The 15,520-nt window shown below is 71.1% G+C and carries 16 protein-coding genes; 11 read left to right on the top strand and 5 right to left on the bottom strand.

Features of this window, described 5'->3' with window-relative positions:
- Nucleotides 1-28: 28 nt before the first annotated feature.
- Nucleotides 29-826: an RNA polymerase sigma factor SigF gene (locus tag AB0I04_RS31660; RefSeq protein WP_360892610.1), complete on the top strand. Its 798-nt coding sequence runs from the start codon at nucleotides 29-31 to the stop codon at nucleotides 824-826.
- A gap of 52 nt (nucleotides 827-878) precedes the next feature.
- On the opposite strand, the gene AB0I04_RS31655 is transcribed toward AB0I04_RS31660, so the two are convergent.
- Nucleotides 879-1,256 carry a hypothetical protein gene (locus AB0I04_RS31655; protein ID WP_360892607.1) on the bottom strand — a complete coding sequence of 126 codons (378 nt, stop codon included), beginning with the start codon at nucleotides 1,254-1,256 and terminating at the stop codon, nucleotides 879-881.
- 84 nt (nucleotides 1,257-1,340) lie between these two features.
- Between AB0I04_RS31655 and AB0I04_RS31650 the strand changes: the two genes are divergently transcribed.
- The gene (locus AB0I04_RS31650) at nucleotides 1,341-2,267 is read left to right on the top strand and encodes a diacylglycerol kinase family protein (RefSeq protein WP_360892604.1); all 927 of its coding nucleotides are present in this window, start codon (nucleotides 1,341-1,343) and stop codon (nucleotides 2,265-2,267) included.
- 259 nt (nucleotides 2,268-2,526) lie between these two features.
- Nucleotides 2,527-2,781, top strand: coding sequence for a WhiB family transcriptional regulator (locus tag AB0I04_RS31645; RefSeq protein ID WP_360892601.1), 255 nt, complete (start codon nucleotides 2,527-2,529; stop codon nucleotides 2,779-2,781).
- A gap of 123 nt (nucleotides 2,782-2,904) precedes the next feature.
- Here the strand turns inward: AB0I04_RS31645 and AB0I04_RS31640 are convergent, their stop codons facing one another.
- Nucleotides 2,905-4,407: a histidine kinase N-terminal domain-containing protein gene (locus AB0I04_RS31640; RefSeq protein ID WP_360892598.1), complete on the bottom strand. Its 1,503-nt coding sequence runs from the start codon at nucleotides 4,405-4,407 to the stop codon at nucleotides 2,905-2,907.
- 38 nt (nucleotides 4,408-4,445) lie between these two features.
- On the opposite strand from AB0I04_RS31640, the gene AB0I04_RS31635 reads away from it, so the two are divergent.
- From AB0I04_RS31635 to bioD, 4 genes are all read left to right on the top strand, one after another.
- Nucleotides 4,446-5,612 (top strand): 8-amino-7-oxononanoate synthase, encoded by a 1,167-nt coding sequence (locus AB0I04_RS31635; protein WP_360892595.1) that lies wholly within the window; start codon nucleotides 4,446-4,448, stop codon nucleotides 5,610-5,612.
- A gap of 15 nt (nucleotides 5,613-5,627) precedes the next feature.
- Entirely contained in the window at nucleotides 5,628-6,380 is a 753-nt protein-coding gene (locus AB0I04_RS31630) for a GntR family transcriptional regulator (RefSeq protein WP_360892592.1), read from the top strand.
- 107 nt (nucleotides 6,381-6,487) lie between these two features.
- Nucleotides 6,488-7,150, top strand: coding sequence for a Uma2 family endonuclease (locus AB0I04_RS31625; RefSeq protein ID WP_360892589.1), 663 nt, complete (start codon nucleotides 6,488-6,490; stop codon nucleotides 7,148-7,150).
- 124 nt (nucleotides 7,151-7,274) lie between these two features.
- Nucleotides 7,275-8,012, top strand: coding sequence for a dethiobiotin synthase (bioD, locus tag AB0I04_RS31620; protein WP_360892586.1), 738 nt, complete (start codon nucleotides 7,275-7,277; stop codon nucleotides 8,010-8,012).
- 87 nt (nucleotides 8,013-8,099) lie between these two features.
- On the opposite strand, the gene AB0I04_RS31615 is transcribed toward bioD, so the two are convergent.
- On the bottom strand, nucleotides 8,100-8,468 hold the full coding sequence (locus AB0I04_RS31615) for a DoxX family protein (RefSeq protein ID WP_360892583.1): 369 nt from the start codon (nucleotides 8,466-8,468) through the stop codon (nucleotides 8,100-8,102).
- Between the two features lie 172 nt (nucleotides 8,469-8,640).
- Nucleotides 8,641-9,123, bottom strand: coding sequence for a carboxymuconolactone decarboxylase family protein (locus AB0I04_RS31610; RefSeq protein ID WP_360892581.1), 483 nt, complete (start codon nucleotides 9,121-9,123; stop codon nucleotides 8,641-8,643).
- A gap of 310 nt (nucleotides 9,124-9,433) precedes the next feature.
- Between AB0I04_RS31610 and AB0I04_RS31605 the strand changes: the two genes are divergently transcribed.
- Nucleotides 9,434-10,204, top strand: a complete 771-nt coding sequence (locus AB0I04_RS31605) for a hypothetical protein (RefSeq protein ID WP_360892578.1) — start codon at nucleotides 9,434-9,436, stop codon at nucleotides 10,202-10,204.
- Nucleotides 10,205-10,526: 322 nt separating this feature from the next.
- Here AB0I04_RS31605 and AB0I04_RS31600 read toward each other — a convergent pair whose 3' ends face one another.
- Nucleotides 10,527-12,584, bottom strand: a complete 2,058-nt coding sequence (locus AB0I04_RS31600; RefSeq protein ID WP_360892575.1) for a transglycosylase domain-containing protein — start codon at nucleotides 12,582-12,584, stop codon at nucleotides 10,527-10,529.
- Nucleotides 12,585-12,704: 120 nt separating this feature from the next.
- On the opposite strand from AB0I04_RS31600, the gene AB0I04_RS31595 reads away from it, so the two are divergent.
- The 3 genes from AB0I04_RS31595 to AB0I04_RS31585 are packed head-to-tail and all read left to right on the top strand — an operon-like array spanning nucleotide 12,705 to nucleotide 15,426.
- Nucleotides 12,705-13,379: a response regulator transcription factor gene (locus AB0I04_RS31595; RefSeq protein ID WP_360892572.1), complete on the top strand. Its 675-nt coding sequence runs from the start codon at nucleotides 12,705-12,707 to the stop codon at nucleotides 13,377-13,379.
- Complete coding sequence (locus tag AB0I04_RS31590) at nucleotides 13,376-14,746, top strand: HAMP domain-containing sensor histidine kinase (RefSeq protein WP_360892570.1); 1,371 nt, start codon at nucleotides 13,376-13,378, stop codon at nucleotides 14,744-14,746. Before AB0I04_RS31595 ends, AB0I04_RS31590 begins: the two co-directional genes overlap by 4 nt.
- Nucleotides 14,743-15,426, top strand: coding sequence for a hypothetical protein (locus AB0I04_RS31585; RefSeq protein ID WP_360892568.1), 684 nt, complete (start codon nucleotides 14,743-14,745; stop codon nucleotides 15,424-15,426). The genes AB0I04_RS31590 and AB0I04_RS31585 overlap by 4 nt, the downstream gene beginning before the upstream one ends.
- The last annotated feature ends 94 nt before the right edge of the window (nucleotides 15,427-15,520 follow it).

Genomic DNA, 15,520 nt, shown 5'->3' with positions numbered 1-15,520 from the left:
GCTTCGGGCCGCTGAGCGAGGTGGACGCGTGACCGAGAAGACCACGGTGGCCGGCAACGAGCACGGCGTGCCCGACCGAGCTCGAGCACGTAAGTTGTTCGAGCGCCTCGCCACCCTGCCCGACGGCGACCCGGAGCGGCAGCGCATCCGCGACGAGCTCGTAGAGCTGCACCTGCCGCTCGTCGAGTACCTCGCCCGCCGGTTCCGCAACCGCGGCGAATGGCTGGACGACCTGGTGCAGGTCGCGACGATCGGGCTGATCAAGTCGATCGACCGGTTCGACCTGCAGCGGGGCGTGGAGTTCTCCACGTACGCCACGCCGACGATCGTCGGAGAGATCAAGCGGCACTTCCGCGACAAGGGCTGGGCCGTCCGCGTTCCGCGCCGGCTCCAGGAGCTGAAGCTGTCGCTGACCAAGGCGATCAGCGACCTCGCCCAGCGCGAGGGCCGCGCGCCGACCGTCAGCGAGCTGGCCGAGCACCTGCAGATGAGCGAGGAGGAGGTGCTCGAGGGCCTGGAGTCGGCCAACGCCTACTCCACCGTCTCCCTCGACGCCCCCGACTCCGGCGACGAGGACGCTCCGGCGGTCGCCGACTCCCTGGGCATCGTCGACGAGGCCCTCGAGGGGGTCGAATACCGCGAGTCGCTCAAGCCGCTGCTGGAGAAGCTCCCGGCCCGGGAGAAGCGCATCCTGCTGCTGCGGTTCTTCGGCAACATGACCCAGTCGCAGATCGCCGCCGAGCTCGGCATCTCCCAGATGCACGTGTCCCGGCTCCTGGCCCGTACGCTCGCCCAGCTCCGCGACGGCCTCACCGCCGACGACTGAGCAATGGATCAGCACCCCCTGCCGACGCGGCGGGGGGTGCTTCGTTTTCCGGTCAGTCGTCGATGAGCGCGCGGGTCGTGGGCGGGCTGAGCAGCGCGGCGGCGCCCGCGACGGCCACCACCACGAGGACGACCCCGAGGACCGCCCGGTGGCTCTGGAACATCGACACGGCGATGATCAGAGTGAAGATCTGGGTGAGCAGGGCCGGGGCACGCCCCCAGCGGCGTACCTGCCACAGTCCCCAGCCGACCGCGATGATGCCGGCGCCGCCGAGGACGGCCATGAAGGCGAGGGCGACGGCGCTCGCGAGGTCGTGGGGACGGCCGATGACGGCCTCGATGCCGACGTACAGGCCGACGGCCAGCACGGCGACCCCTTCCAGGGCCTCGACGAGGGCGGCGGCGCTCAGGGTGGCGGGACGTGTGGACACATCCAGGAACACTAGTGGGGCACGCCCGCCCGTGATGCCCAGGCCGCGCCTTCCCCTGTTCTGCGGTGAACTACCCTTTTGGTCGTGCGCGCACTCTTGATCGCCAATCCGAAGGCGACCACCACGTCACGGCGGGCCCGGGACGTGCTCATGCGCGCGTTCGCCGGCGAGGTTCGGCTGGAGCTCGCCGAGACCCAGCGGCGCGGGCACGCGACCGAGCTGGCCGAGCAGGCGGTCGGCGAGGGCTATGACGTGATCATCGCGCTGGGCGGCGACGGCACCGTGAACGAGGCCGTCAACGGGCTGCTCGCGGGCGGACCGTCGGAGGACCTGCCGGCTCTCGCGGTCGTCCCGTCGGGCAGCGCGAACGTCTTCGCGCGTTCGCTGGGCCTGCCCAACAACGCGCTCGACGCCGCGGGCCAGGTACTGGAGGCGCTGCGGGCCGGTCGGCATCGGACCGTGGGGCTCGGCATGGCCGACACCCGTTACTTCACCTTCTGCGCCGGTCTGGGGCTGGACGCGGAGGTCGTCCACGCGGTCGAGCAGCTCCGATCGGCCGGGTCCCGCGCCTACTCCACGCTGTACATCCGGACGGCGCTGCGCCAGTTCTTCGTGCTGACGGACCGCCGGCGTCCGGCGCTCACCCTCGAAGTGCCCGGAAAGCCGCCGCTCGGGCACATCTTCCTGAGCATCGTGTCGAACACCTCGCCGTGGACGTACGCCGGGCCGTGGCCGGTCGACCCGAACCCGCGGGCGGCGTTCGCGACCGGCCTCGACCTGTTCGGGCTGCGACGGCTGGATCTGCTGTCCACGCTGGGCGTGCTGCCGCAGATCCTGCCGCCGCTCAAGCGGCAGCCGCGCGGGGGCCACGTCGTGGGTCTGCACGACCTGCCGGAGTTCACGCTGCGGTCGCACCGGCCGATCGCCTTCCAGGTCGACGGGGACTACCTCGGTCAACGCGAGGCGGTGACCTTCCGCTCCGTTCCCAAGGCGGTTCGCATCGTGATCTGAGTCACGAAGCAACGTTCATGTTTCGGTCATGTGACACACACGACAGCCATACTTTGAGAAAGTTTTCTCAAAGGTCTTGCGCCCTCTCTGACGCCCTGGGAATCTCTAAGTGGCGCGCGGCATTCGGGTATCGCCCCTGGTCGAGACCGCCATGAACACTTCCCGGACCCTCACCCAATGGTCCACGGACTGTTCGCGACATCGTGAAACCGTTCACAAGTGGAGTCGACACTTCACGCGCTACGAAGGAGTGGACCGCATGGACTGGCGCCACCGCGCTGCCTGCCGTGACGTGGACCCCGAGCTGTTCTTCCCGATCGGGAACACCGGCCCCGCACTGGTGCAGATCGAGGAGGCCAAGCAGGTATGCCGTCGCTGCCCGGTGACCGACGCCTGCTTGCGCTGGGCCCTGACTTCCGGTCAGGACGCCGGCGTTTGGGGTGCCCTGAGCGAAGACGAGCGACGCGCCCTGAAGCGCCGGAACGCCCGCGCCCGCGCTCGCGCCCACGCCTGAACACACCTGAACACAGACGACGCCGCATCGTGGTTCGCAGGTCGGTCCACGACAGCGGACGGCACTGACGCCCACGGCCCCACGGCCGCGGGCGTCGGCCGTTTCCGGGCCCCGGACCGCTGATCAGCTCGGCGGCGCGGTGCGCGGCCCCTGGTCCAGCGGGATGTCCAGGACCACCTCAGTGCCCCCGCCCGAACGCGGGCGCAGGTCGATGACCCCGCCCAGCTCTCCCACGATCAACGTCCGCACGATCTGCAGACCCAGGCTCGAGGCCGACTCGACGTCGAAGTCGGCCGGCAGCCCGCTCCCGTCGTCGGCGACGAGGACGCTGAGCCGCTCCTCGCCGCGCGTCACCACCACCTCGAGCGATCCGGGACGGTTGGCCAGCCCGTGTTCCAGGGCGTTCTGCAGCAGCTCGGCCAGGACCATGGCGAGCGGTGTGGCGATCACCGCGGGCAGCACCCCGAAGCCGCCGACCCGCCGCGGGCGTACCCGGGTCTCCGGCGACGAGACCTCCCCCGCCATGGCCATCACCCGGTCCGCGATGTCGTCGAAGTCGACCAGCTCGTCGGGCGTGTGCGACAGCGTCTCGTGGACGATCGCGATCGAACCGACCCGGCGCACCGCCTCCTCCAGCGCCTCCCGGCCCTCCGGCACCCGCAGCCGACGTGCCTGCAGGCGCAGCAGCGCCGCGACCGTCTGCAGGTTGTTCTTCACGCGGTGGTGGATCTCCCGGATCGTCGCGTCCTTGCTCATCAGCGCCCGGTCGCGCCAGCGCAGCTCGGTGACGTCCCGCAGCAGAACCAGCGCGCCGGTCCGTTCGCCGTCGACGATCAGCGGGATGGCGCGGAGCTGGACGATCGCGCCGTTCGCCTCGATCTCGGTCTCGCGGGCGGCGCGCCCGCCGGCGACCACCGCCAGCGAGTCGTCCACCGGGGCGCTGACGAGCAGCGCCGTGGTGTCCCTCAGGAGCGTGCCCTCCAGGTCGGTGGCCAGCCCCAGCCTGCGGTACGCCGACTGGGCGTTGGGACTGGCGTAGAGCACGCGGCCGTCGTGGTCGACCCGGATCAGGCCGTCGCCCACGCGGGGCGACCGCGCGAGGTTCGGCTCCTCGCCCGGGAACGGGAAGCGCCCCTCATTGATCATTTTCGCCAGGTCGCTGGCGCTCTGCAGATACGTCAGCTCCAGGTGGCTGGGCGTACGCGCGGAGCTGAGGTTCGTGCTGCGCTGGATGATGCCGAGGATCCGGCCGCCCCGGCGTACGGGGATGGCCTCCTCCCGGACCGGGATGCCGCTCCCCCACTCGGGGTCGCCCTCCCGCCAGATCCGCTGCTCCGCCCACGCCACGTCGATGAGGCCGCGCGTCCCGGGATCGGCGACCATGCCGACGAGGTCGTCCGGGTATGCCGTCGGGCCCGTCGTCGGCCGGATCTGGGCCACCGCCACCCAGCCCTCCACGGTGCCGTTCTTCCGGGGGCGGCGCGAGGTCAACGGGACCCAGAGCACCAGGTCGGCGAAGGACAGGTCCGCGAGCAGCTGCCAGTCCGACACGAGGGCGTGGATCCATTCGAGGTCCGCCGCGTCGAGATCGGTGTGCTGCCGGGTCAGGTCGGTCAACGTGGGCACCTCTGCATAATCGCAGGCGGGGCTGGAATGATTTCCGGGTGGACCCTCTTCTGCGGCTGACGGCCGCGACACGCGAACGCACGGCCGCTGGCCTGCACCGTACGCTCCGTCCCCGCCCGTCCGTGCCCCGGCTCCTCGACCTGGCCTCCAACGACTATCTGGGCCTGTCCGGCGACGCGCGAGTCATCGAGGGGGCCGTCGAGGCCGTACGGACGTGGGGCGCGGGTTCCACCGGGTCCCGGCTGGTCACCGGGACGACGGAGCTGCACACCGAGCTGGAGCACCGCCTCGCGGAGTTCACCGGCATGCCGTCCGCGCTCGTGTTCTCCTCCGGCTACCTCGCCAACCTCGGGGCCGTCACCGCCCTGCGTCCCCGGGTGATCGTGTCCGACCAGGGCAACCACGCGTCGCTGATCGACGGCTGCCGCCTCTCCCGGGCGGCCGTCGCGGTGTTCCCGCACGGAGACGTCGCGGCCGCCGACGCCGCCCTGGCCGGCGCGCGTGACGCGATCGTCGTCACCGACTCGGTGTTCTCCGTGGACGGCGACATCGCGCCGCTCCGGGAACTGCACCAGGTCGTGCGGCGCCACGGCGCGATCCTCGTGATCGACGAGGCCCACGCACTCGGCGTCGTCGGACCGAACGGCCGCGGCGCCGCGTACGCCGCCGGACTCGCCGGGCAGCCCGACGTCGTCCTCACCGCCACCCTGTCCAAGTCGCTCGGCGCGCAGGGCGGCGTGGTCCTCGGCGCCCCGGAGGTCGTCGAGACCCTCGTCGACACCGCGCGGTCCTTCGCCTTCGACACCGGGCTGGCACCGGCGTGCGCCGGCGCGGCCCTGGCCGCCCTCGACGTGCTCACGGAAGAGCCGGACCGGCCCGAACGCTCCCGCGAACGCGCCCGCCGACTGGCCGGCATCGCACGGGAACTCGGCCTGGAGACCACGTCCCCGGCCGCCGCCGTCGTCCCAGTGATCATCGGCGATCCCCACGACGCCGTCCGCGCCGCGGAGCTGTGCGCCGAGCAAGGGGTGCGGGTCGGCTGCTTCCGGCCACCGTCGGTGCCGGAGGGACGCGCCTGCCTGCGCCTCGCCGCCCGCGCGGACCTGACCGAGGCAGATCTCACAGTAGCCTGCGAGGCCCTGGCTACTGTCAAGGCAGATTCCAGACCGTACCCTGCTCCTAACGCCGGAGCGACGCGGCGATGAACGTTAGGAGAGCGCGTGACGGCTGAACGGGCACCTGAGCTAGGGATCGAACCCCGGGTCCCGAAGTACTACCGGTTGAAGAAGCGCCTCATCGAGCTGACCGAGGCCCTCACCCCCGGTAGCCCCCTGCCGCCCGAACGCGCCCTCGCCGAGAAGTACGGCACCTCCCGCACGACCGTCCGCCAGGCCCTCGCCGAGCTCGTGATCGAAGGACGCCTGCAGCGCATCCAGGGCAAGGGCACGTTCGTCGCCAAGCCGAAGGTCGCCCAGGAACTGCAGCTCGTCAGCTACACCGAGGACATGCGGCACCACGGCCTCAACCCCGAGACCCGCATCCTCGACATCGACTACGTCACCGCCGACGAGCGTGTCGCCGGCCTGCTCGGCATCCGCCCCGGCGGCCGCGCCCTGCGCATCCACCGGCTCCGCCTCGCCGACGGCGAACCCATGTCGATCGACACGTCCCTCCTGCCCGCACGCCGCTTCCCCGGCCTCCGCAAGGAGCTCCCGCGCCACGGCTCGCTGTACGAGACGCTCGCCACCGCGTACGACGTCCACCTCGCCGAGGCCGAGGAGACGATCGAGACCGTGCTGGCCACCCCCGACGACGCCCAACTCCTGGGCGTCGACGTCGGCCTGCCGCTGCTCCTGCTGTCCCGGCACGCCTTCGACCTCGACGGTCACCCCGTCGAATGGGCCCAGTCCTTCTACCGCGGCGACCGCTACAAGTTCATCACCCGCCTCCGCCGCCGCGACCAGACGCCTTAGCCTCACCTCCCGACAGCAGGCGCCGGGGAATGTACGGTTCTGGGTACGGACAGTGAGCAGGTTCCCTACGATGACCGGAGCTGATCGTGAGGGAGGAGTCACACAACGTGAGCGCGGTGGCCCATTACTACACGCTCCCGGACACCCCGTACGACCTATGGGTGCGCGGTGAACTGGCCGGCTTCCTCCACCTCCCTGACGACGGCACCAGGGTCGAGGTCATCGGAGGGGAAATCGTCGTGTCACCGAGTCCGACCTTTGGCCACAACGGCATCGTGCAGGACATCGCCGACTGCATGGTCGAAGCAAGAATCGCGGATCCGACCTTCCGCTGGCGTTGCGTGCAGGTAACCGACCTGAACCTCAGTGATCTCCGCGATGGCTATGTTCCGGATCTCATCATCCTGGACGTCGGCATGTATGACGAGGCACGAAAGGCCGATGTCCGGCGCCTTCTTCCGGACCAGGTGAATCTGGTCGTCGAGATCACCTCACGTTCCAATGCCGCCTGCGACCGTCAGCCGGGGCCGAGGCGTGGGACCGCCACCAAGTGGAGCGGCTACGCCCAGGCCGGAATCCCCAACTATCTTCTGGTCGATCGCGACCCCCGCGCCGCACAGGCCCTGTTCTTCTCCAATCCTGAGCGGAGTAGCGGCATGTACCGGCACCTTCAATCCTGGGAGTTCGGGGAGACCATCCGCCTACCGGATCCATTCGGATTCGCGATCCCTACTGACATGTGGGAGCCCTGGGACGAGATTCCACGTTAAGGGCGGCGGCTCGCCGCATACGTCCGATGATCCCTGGGATCGAACACGGCAGATCTTTGTTCGCCTCTTCGTCGGCCGCAGTGTCGCCGCGGATACGGCGCCGTGACTGGTTAGAGTCACGAGGGTGAGTGTGCTCGTGGTCACCGGGACGGACACCGGCGTGGGCAAGACGGTCGTCACGGCGGCGGTCGCGGCGTTGGCGCGGGCGCGGGGGGCGTCGGTCGCGGTGGTCAAGCCCGCGCAGACCGGGGCGCGGCCGGGCCTGCCGGGGGACCTGGACGAGGTTCGGCGGCTCGCGGGCGTCGGCGACCTGCACGAGTTCGCCCGCTATACCGATGCATTGTCACCGGCCGCAGCCGCCCGGCGGGCCGAGCTGCCGTCCCCTGACCTGGTCGCCGCCGCCGATCGGATCCATGCGCTGGACCGCGACCTGGTCATCGTCGAAGGGGCCGGCGGGCTGCTGGTCCGGTTCGACGATGACGGGGCGACGCTGGCCGACCTCGCGCATTCGCTGCGGGCGCCCGTTCTGGTCGCGGTACGGCCGGGGCTGGGCACGCTGAACCACACGGCGCTGACCCTGGAGGCGATGGCGAACCACGGCCTGGAGCTGGCCGGCGTCGTCATCGGCGCCTGGCCGCACCGGCCCGGCCTGGACGACCTGTGCAACGTCCGGGACCTGGAGACGATCGCCGCCCGTCCGCTGTCCGGTGCGCTGCCCGAGCGGTCGGGGCGACTCGACGGCCCGGAGTTCCTGCTCGCCGCCCGGGACGGTCTCGCCCCGCATCTCGGTGGCGTCTTCGACGCTGCGGCCTTCCGGGAGGACTGCGCCGCCCGGGCCCGCACCTGGGATCTCATTCCGTGATCGTTCCTAAAGACTGAGCATGAGCAGGCCCGCGGCGGCGGTGAGCCGACCCGGAGGATCGGCCGACGCGGGCCGTTCGGGCCGTGCTCAGGTCGCGAGGTGTCCTCCCGCGATGAAGGCCGCGAGCAAGAGATAGACCGAGTTCACCATCACGAGCTTGAACTGGCCAAGGCGGCCATGGGTGACCATCGCTCCGACCATCAGCAGAATCCAGCAGAAGGCGGTCACCGGCACCATGACCGGTGCGATGTCCAGCGCGGCGGGCAGGATCAGGCCCACCGCGGCCAAGAACTCAAGGATCCCAAGGGTCTTGACGAATCCGACGCTGACGTTTTGTATCCACTCGCCGCCATGCTGCGCGGCCAATCTCTCCTTGGGGATGAACGTCTTGGTGATACCGCCGACCAGGGCGACCGCGGCCAGCAGTCCGGCAGCGATCCACAGCGCGAGGTCCATGAGGTTCTCCTATCGAGGAACGAGTCGAATTTGAGGCGCTGGTGCCCCGATCCCAGGCCGGATCTGGCCGCCTGACGACCGGGTCCCCGGAGCCGCGCCGACACATGCGCGGGCCCCGGCCCGGATCGGACGATCCCGGTCCGGGCCGGTCTTACGAACGGGTGATCGAGGGTCAGCCGAGTTGGCCGGGCTGGTAGTCGCCACCGCGCTTGCCGACGATGACGCCCATCCGGTTGGTGGCGTTGATCAGGGCGATCAGCATCACCAGATCCGACAGCTGGTCCTCGTCGTAGTGCTCGGCGGCGTTCGCCCAGGCCTCTTCGGTGACGCCACCGGCCGCGTCGGCGATGCGGGTGCCCTGCTCGGTCAACTCCAGGACGGCGCGCTCGGCGTCGGTGAACACCGTCGACTCGCGCCAGGCCGCGACCAGGTTGACGCGGGTCGCGTCTTCTCCGGCGTGCGCGGCGTTCTTGCTCCACACGTCGGTGGCGTAACCGTCGCCGTTGATCTGACTGGCGCGCAGCAGCACCAGCTTCTGGGTCGCGGCCGGCAGCGTCGACTCCTGGAGGATCGTCTTGCTCGCCGTGCCGAAGTGCCCCGCGGCCTTGGCCGCGGTCGAGGTCGGGTTGCCGAACAGGTTCAGACGAGCAGTCATCGTGCGCTCCTTGCTGTTGTAGCCGGTCGAACAAGAGATGCCGGCGACCCGATCCTTGTGACGGCACGGCCATGTGACCTACGCCACCGAGCGCGGGTGTCACACAGCGGCGGGGGCCGGCGTCCTGGGCGCGCTCACTTCACACTCAGATCGTGAGTAACTACAGATCGTCATGTACACCCTTACACTTAGGCCCCAGCAGTTCACTCCCCCGAACCAGAACCGCTCCCCCCGACCTGTCAGGGAACCGCGCGGCCTCGGAAAACGTCTGACTTCTGGGGACGCGCCACGCACTGAGGAGCGATCACCGATGAAGGCCATGGTCGTGGTGGCATGCGCCGGAGCCGTCCTGATGGCGGCCGGCTGTTCCGGACGTTCGGAGGCCAAGCTCGATCCCTCGTCGACTCCGGGGCCGTCTTCGGCGCCCGTGACGCTGGGGCGGGGGCTGGTCCTGCGGACGAGTACCAGCGGGGGCTTCGCCGGGCTCGGCGGCCCGGGGAGCCTGCCGGACTTCTCGTTGTACGGCGACGGGCGGGCGATCGCCGGATCCGGCCCGCTGACGGAGTACCGGCTGACGCCCCAGGCGCTGCGCGGGCTCGTGGCAGCGGCTCAGGAGGCCGGGCTCGCCACACCGCGGACGGTGGCGAGTCCGCGTATGGCGGATGCCATGTACAAGGTCATCACCTTCGTCGTCGACGGACGGCCGCGTGCGACGAAGGTCGTGCAGCCGGTCACCGACGCCAGGACGGCGGCGTTCCTGGCCCGGCTCGATCCGGCCAAATGGCCGCGTACGGACCTGGCGGCCGCGCCGCGCCCGTACCGCCCGGCCAAGGTCGCGGCGCTGGCGGTCCCCGGGGCCGCGGCCGGGGCGCGGAGCTGGCCGTTCACCGCTCCCCTCGGCTCGGGGACCCGGGTGGGCACGAGGATCTGCACCCTGCTCACGGGTGCGGACGCCCGTACGGCCGTACGGCTGTCCTCGCCGACCGGCCGGTGGAGCGACTGGGAGGACCACGGCCGGCCGTACCGGGTGCAGTTCCGGCCACTCCTTCCCGACGAGGCCGGCTGCTCCGCCCTCGCCTAGACGCCTAGGCGGCCGGCCCCGCCCGAGGGCGGGGCCGGCCGCTGCCAGGTCATTCGGGCTTTACGGCCAGCCGATGTCGAAGCAGGTCATCGCGCACCTCCTCTCGTCACCACGCACACCTGGTCGCTCGATCGCTTGCGGTGTGGCGATGACTTAAGGATCCTGCGAGGTCAGGACCATGATCAACAACTGTATCGGCAACGCAGTGATGAGCGCTGGGTTCACAATCCCGGCCGGCGCACCGCCGCCGAGACCTCGTTGATCCGTGCCCATGCCGCTTCCGGCCTCGGGAGGACGACCGAGGACGAACGCGACCAGGCCCTCAGGGCGATGCCGTTCCGACGGGTGAGCGGGCCTTCTTGGCCGCCTGTTTCTGCTTGCGCACGTCCGGCGGCTCGAAGGGCCGCCGCGGATTGGGCACGACGCCCGCGGGGATCCCCGTGGACGGCTGCGCGGCGGGCGACGAGACGGTCGGCGTGGGGGTCGGGCTGGGTGTCGCGAACCGGCGGGTCTTCCCGACCCAGGCGGGCGCCGGGAACGCTTCGCCGGGATTGGCGACGACGGCGGCCGTCATGAACGCCTGCCAGATCGCGGCCGGCGTGTTCGTGGTCTCGCGCAGGGGCGCGTCACCGTGATTGATCAACGGGAGGTTGCTATCGCGGTACGTGACCACGGCGGTGGCGACGCTCGGCGTGTAGCCGCAGTACCAGGCCGCGGCGTTGTGGTCCGTAGTGCCGATCTTGCCGGCCATCGGCTGTTCGAGCAGGACGGGTTGCGGGTCGCTCTTCTTCGCATCGGCGGGTCGCCCGTCGCCTGCGATCTTGGCGCCGACCCGCAGGGCGAAGGTGACGTCCGCCGCCGCGCCCGCCGAGATCGCCCGGCGGACGCGGGGCCGTACGGTCAGCAGCGGCTTCCCGGAGGAGTCCGCGACGCGAGAGATGATGTGCGGCGCGGCGTACCGGCCGTCGACCAGAGCCGCGTACGCCGCGGCCTGGTCGACGGCGTGCACCCGGGGCGGCGAGGACCGTGCCGGGAGGCCGACGCGGCCCGCCGCGGACGCTCCGGTCCGGGCGCCGAGCCGCGCGAACGCCGTGTTGTACGAGCGGCCGAGGGCCTGCAGGAGGTCCGTCGCGCCCGCCTTGTCATCGTCGTCGTTGAAGACGCCCTTCATCTGCGAGGCGTCGACGGTGCTGCGCAGCCCGATGCCGTTCTCCAGCGCCGTGGCCAGGACGAAGGGGAAGAACGACGACCCGGAGGGCAGGTCGGCGAGGAACGCGTTGTCGTACTGGTGCTTGAGATAGTCCCGCCCGCCGTACGCCGCGAGGATGTCGCCGGTGCCGGGCCGTACCGAGACGAGCCCGGCCTCCAGGTCCTTGTCCTTGCCGAGCGCCCCGGCCACCGCGCGGGGGGCCTCCGCCTGCATCGTGGGGTCGAGGGTCGTGGTCACCCGCAGGCCGCGCCGGTAGATCTGGTCGTCGTCGAAACCGCGGGCGTGCAGTTCGCTGGTGATCCGCTCGATGAGGTAGCCGCGCTGCCCGCCGTACAGCGGGTCGCTGTGGGCGGGCGCGACCTTCGGGAACGCCGGCCGCGGTCCCTTCGGCAGCACGCCCGTGGTCATCATGCCGTCGATGACGTACCGCCAGCGGGCCTGCGTCTGGGCGGTGTGCCCGAGCGCCGGGTCGAGGTACGACGGCGCCTGGATCACCCCGGCCAGCAGCGCGCTCTCGGCGGGCGTGAGCGCGCCGACGTCCTTGCGGAAGTACGCCTGCGCGGCCGCCTGCACCCCGTACGCCCCGCGCCCGAAGTAGACGGTGTTGAGGTACTGCTCGAGGATCCAGTCCTTGGATCGGGACCGGCTCAGCTTGACCGCGATGAACAGCTCTTTGACCTTGCGGGTGAGGGTCTGGCGCGGGTCCAGGTAGGCGACCTTGACGTACTGCTGGGCGATGCCGGATCCGCCCTGGCGTGCGCCGCCGGACATCGCGGCCCACACCGCGCGGCCCGTGCCGACCGGCGAGACGACCGGGTCGCGGTAGAAGCCGCGCTGCTCGGCGGCGAGCACGGCGCCGCGCAGGTGCGCAGGCACGGCGCGCAGCGGCACGGCGACGCGGTTGAGCCGCCCGACCTGGGCGAGCTGAGTGCCGTCCCGGTAGTAGAGGATGCTGGCCTCCGCCCGCGCCGCGGCGCTGACCGGGGGCACCTTGACCTGCGTGTACATCACGCCGATGGCGACCCCGAGAATGAGGAGGAGACCCCCGAACACGTATCCGGTCCGCCGGACCAGGCGCCACCTGCGGCCCTTGCGCGGGACGAGGCTGCGCAGCCCCAGCACCGCATACCGGAGCCACCGGTTCCGTTCGCGTCTTCGCCTTCCCACCATGTCTGACAACCCTGGTCACGGAAGATCATCAAGCTGTCGGGGTGCCGTCTCACTTCCCGGAAAATGTCTTGATTCCGTGACAGGAGCACGCTGCCGGGCCGGTAACTCGATAATGGGCGCGTGGTAGCGATCTTGCTCGTCGAGGACGATCCGTCGGTGCGTACGGGTCTGGAACTGGCCCTGAGCCGCCAGGGGCACTCGGTCACCGCCCGGACGACGGGTGAGGAGGCGCTGGAGTACGCACGGGCGCGCCGCCCGGAGATCGTGGTGCTGGACGTCATGCTGCCCGGGCTCGACGGGGTGGAGGTGTGCCGTCGCCTCCGCAAGGCCGACCAGATCCCGATCATCCTGCTGACCGCGCGCGGGGAGAGCCTGGACGTGGTGGTCGGGCTGGAGGCGGGCGCCGACGACTACGTGGTCAAGCCGGTCGAACCCGCCGTGCTGGACGCGCGGATCCGCGCGGTCCTGCGCCGCGCGGAGAACAGCCCGATGATCCGGTCCACGTTCGGCGACCTGGTCATCGACCGGGCGGCGCTGCGCGTCACGAGGGCCGGCGTGGACGTGCACCTCACCCCGACCGAACTACGGCTGCTGCTGGAGCTGACCCGTCATCCCGGGCAGGCGCTGACCCGCGGGCACCTGCTGCGGGAGGTGTGGGACCACGGCTACGCCGGGGACTCGCGGCTGGTGGACGCCTGCGTGCAGCGACTGCGCGCCAAGATCGAGCCGGACTCTGCCGCGCCGACGCTGATCCAGACGGTGCGAGGCTTCGGCTACCGGTTCGCGGCACCGTGATCAGCGGACTGCGCGGGCGCCTGTTCGTCGCGTTCGTCGCCGCGTGTCTCGCCTCGACCACACTCGTGGCCGGCATCGGCTACGTCTTCGTCCGCCGGGCCGTCCTGCAGCGCGCCCAGGACGCCGTGCTCGTCGACACGCGGGAGACCCTCGCCCACAACGTGCCCGGCGACCTGACCGCTCCGGTACCGGAGAAGACCCTGCGGGACGTGGCCGCCGCGCTGGTCCGCCCCGACCGGTACGTCGTCGTCACCGACGGGACGACGGTGATCGCCACGGGCGAGTTCGGCCTGAGCGACGTCCCCGTCGGCCTGGCGACCCACGTGACCAAAGGGCTGTACTTCCAGCGGGTCGTCCTCCACGGGACTCCGTGGCTGGTCGTCGGCACGCGCATGCAGGCCCGCGGCGGCGGGCCCCTGCCGCTGACCGTCGTCGTGTTCGCCTCGCTGGCCAAGGAGAACGCCGACCTGCACCGCATCCAGAGCGCGCTGACACGCGCGGGGGCGCTGACGATCGTCCTGGCCGTGGTGCTCGCGGCACTGCTCGGGCGCAGCGTCCTGCGGCCCCTGCGCCGGCTGGCCCGGGCCGCCCGGTCGCTCGGCGCGGGAGACCTGGGCGCCCGCGTCCGCGTGCGCGGCCGCGACGAACTGGCCGACGTCGCGCGCATCTTCAACGAGAGCGCGGCCTCCCTCGAGGACACCGTGCGCGAGCTGCGCCGCCTCGAGGCGACCGCGCGGCGGTTCGCGGCCGACGTCTCGCATGAGCTGCGCACCCCGATCGCCGCGATGACCGCGGTCACCGGCCTGCTCGAGGAGGACACGGCCCGGCTCCCGTCCGACACCGGCACGGCGGCCCGGCTGGTGGCCGACCAGACCCGCCGCCTGGGCGCACTCGTGGAGGACCTCCTCGAGATCAGCCGGATGGACGCCGGAACCGCCGACCTCACCCTGGACGACGTGCCGCTCGCCGAGCTCGTCCGCGAGTGCGTCACCACACGCGGCTGGAGCGACCAGGTCGTCATCGAGATCCCGCCCGGCATGCGCGTACGCCTCGACCCCCGGCGGTTCGACGTGATCATCGCGAACCTCGTGGCCAACGCGCTGCGACACGGCGCGCCGCCCGTCCGCATCACTGGCCGGCCCGGACTGGAGGTACGCGTGATCGACCACGGCCCCGGCATCCCCGACGACGTGCTGCCGTACGTCTTCGACCGTTTCTTCAAGGCGGACCCGGCGCGGCCGGCGGGCAAAGGCACCGGGCTCGGCCTGTCGATCGCCCAGGCCAACGCCGCCCTGCACGGCGGCACCATCGAGGCCACGAACGCGCCGGGCGGCGGCGCGGTGTTCATCGTCCGGATCCCGGCATGACCCGGGGTCTGCGCACGGTCGCGCTGGGAGCGGCGCTGTGCGCTCTGGCCGGCTGCGGAGTACGCCCGACCGGCGTGGTGAACGCCGGAGAGGCTCCCAAGGCGACCGCCACCTCGCTGCCGCACGCGCAGGTGTACTTCCTGCTGGACGGCAGACCGACGCCTGTGACGCGGACGGTGGCCCCCTGGGACACCCAGGCGGTGTTCGACGCACTCCTCGCCGGCCCGACCGCCCAGGAACGCGAACGCGGCCTGCGCACGGAGCTGACGCCGGACATGACCATCCGCGTGATCGGATCGAGGGCCGTGTTCGTCGAGTCCACGGCCTTCGCGAAGCAGGCGATGCCCGGGTACTTCCAGGTCTATTGCACGGCGCTCCTCCTGCCCGGCGCACCGATCGTGAGGATGCCCGGAGACCCGGGCCAGTTCCAGGCGGACCTGAAGCAGAAGCTCGCGGCCGGGGCGAACATATGCCCTGGGGCGGACCCGCAATCGGGGGCGAACGGCCTGCCGCCCGTCTCGGACGAGACGCCGACGCCGACGCCGGACTGGCCCTTCGCGAAGGAGACACCGGGGGCGGCCGACTCCGCCCGCGTGAAGCAGCCGCCCCCCGTCATCGGCTCTGATGGCCACCCCGTCAAAACGGCGCGGCCCCGCGTGAAACCGAGCCGATCGGGTTAGTGCGATGTTCCCGGCGTTACCGTTTCGTTACTAATAGGCGTCATGCCGAGATCAGAACGTGACCGTGCGCGTTCACAGTGGCCACCAGCGAAAC

This window comes from Actinoallomurus sp. NPDC050550, from assembly GCF_040655075.1.
Lineage (GTDB): Bacteria > Actinomycetota > Actinomycetes > Streptosporangiales > Streptosporangiaceae > Actinoallomurus.
This window is presented reverse-complemented; position numbering and strand designations above follow the sequence as displayed.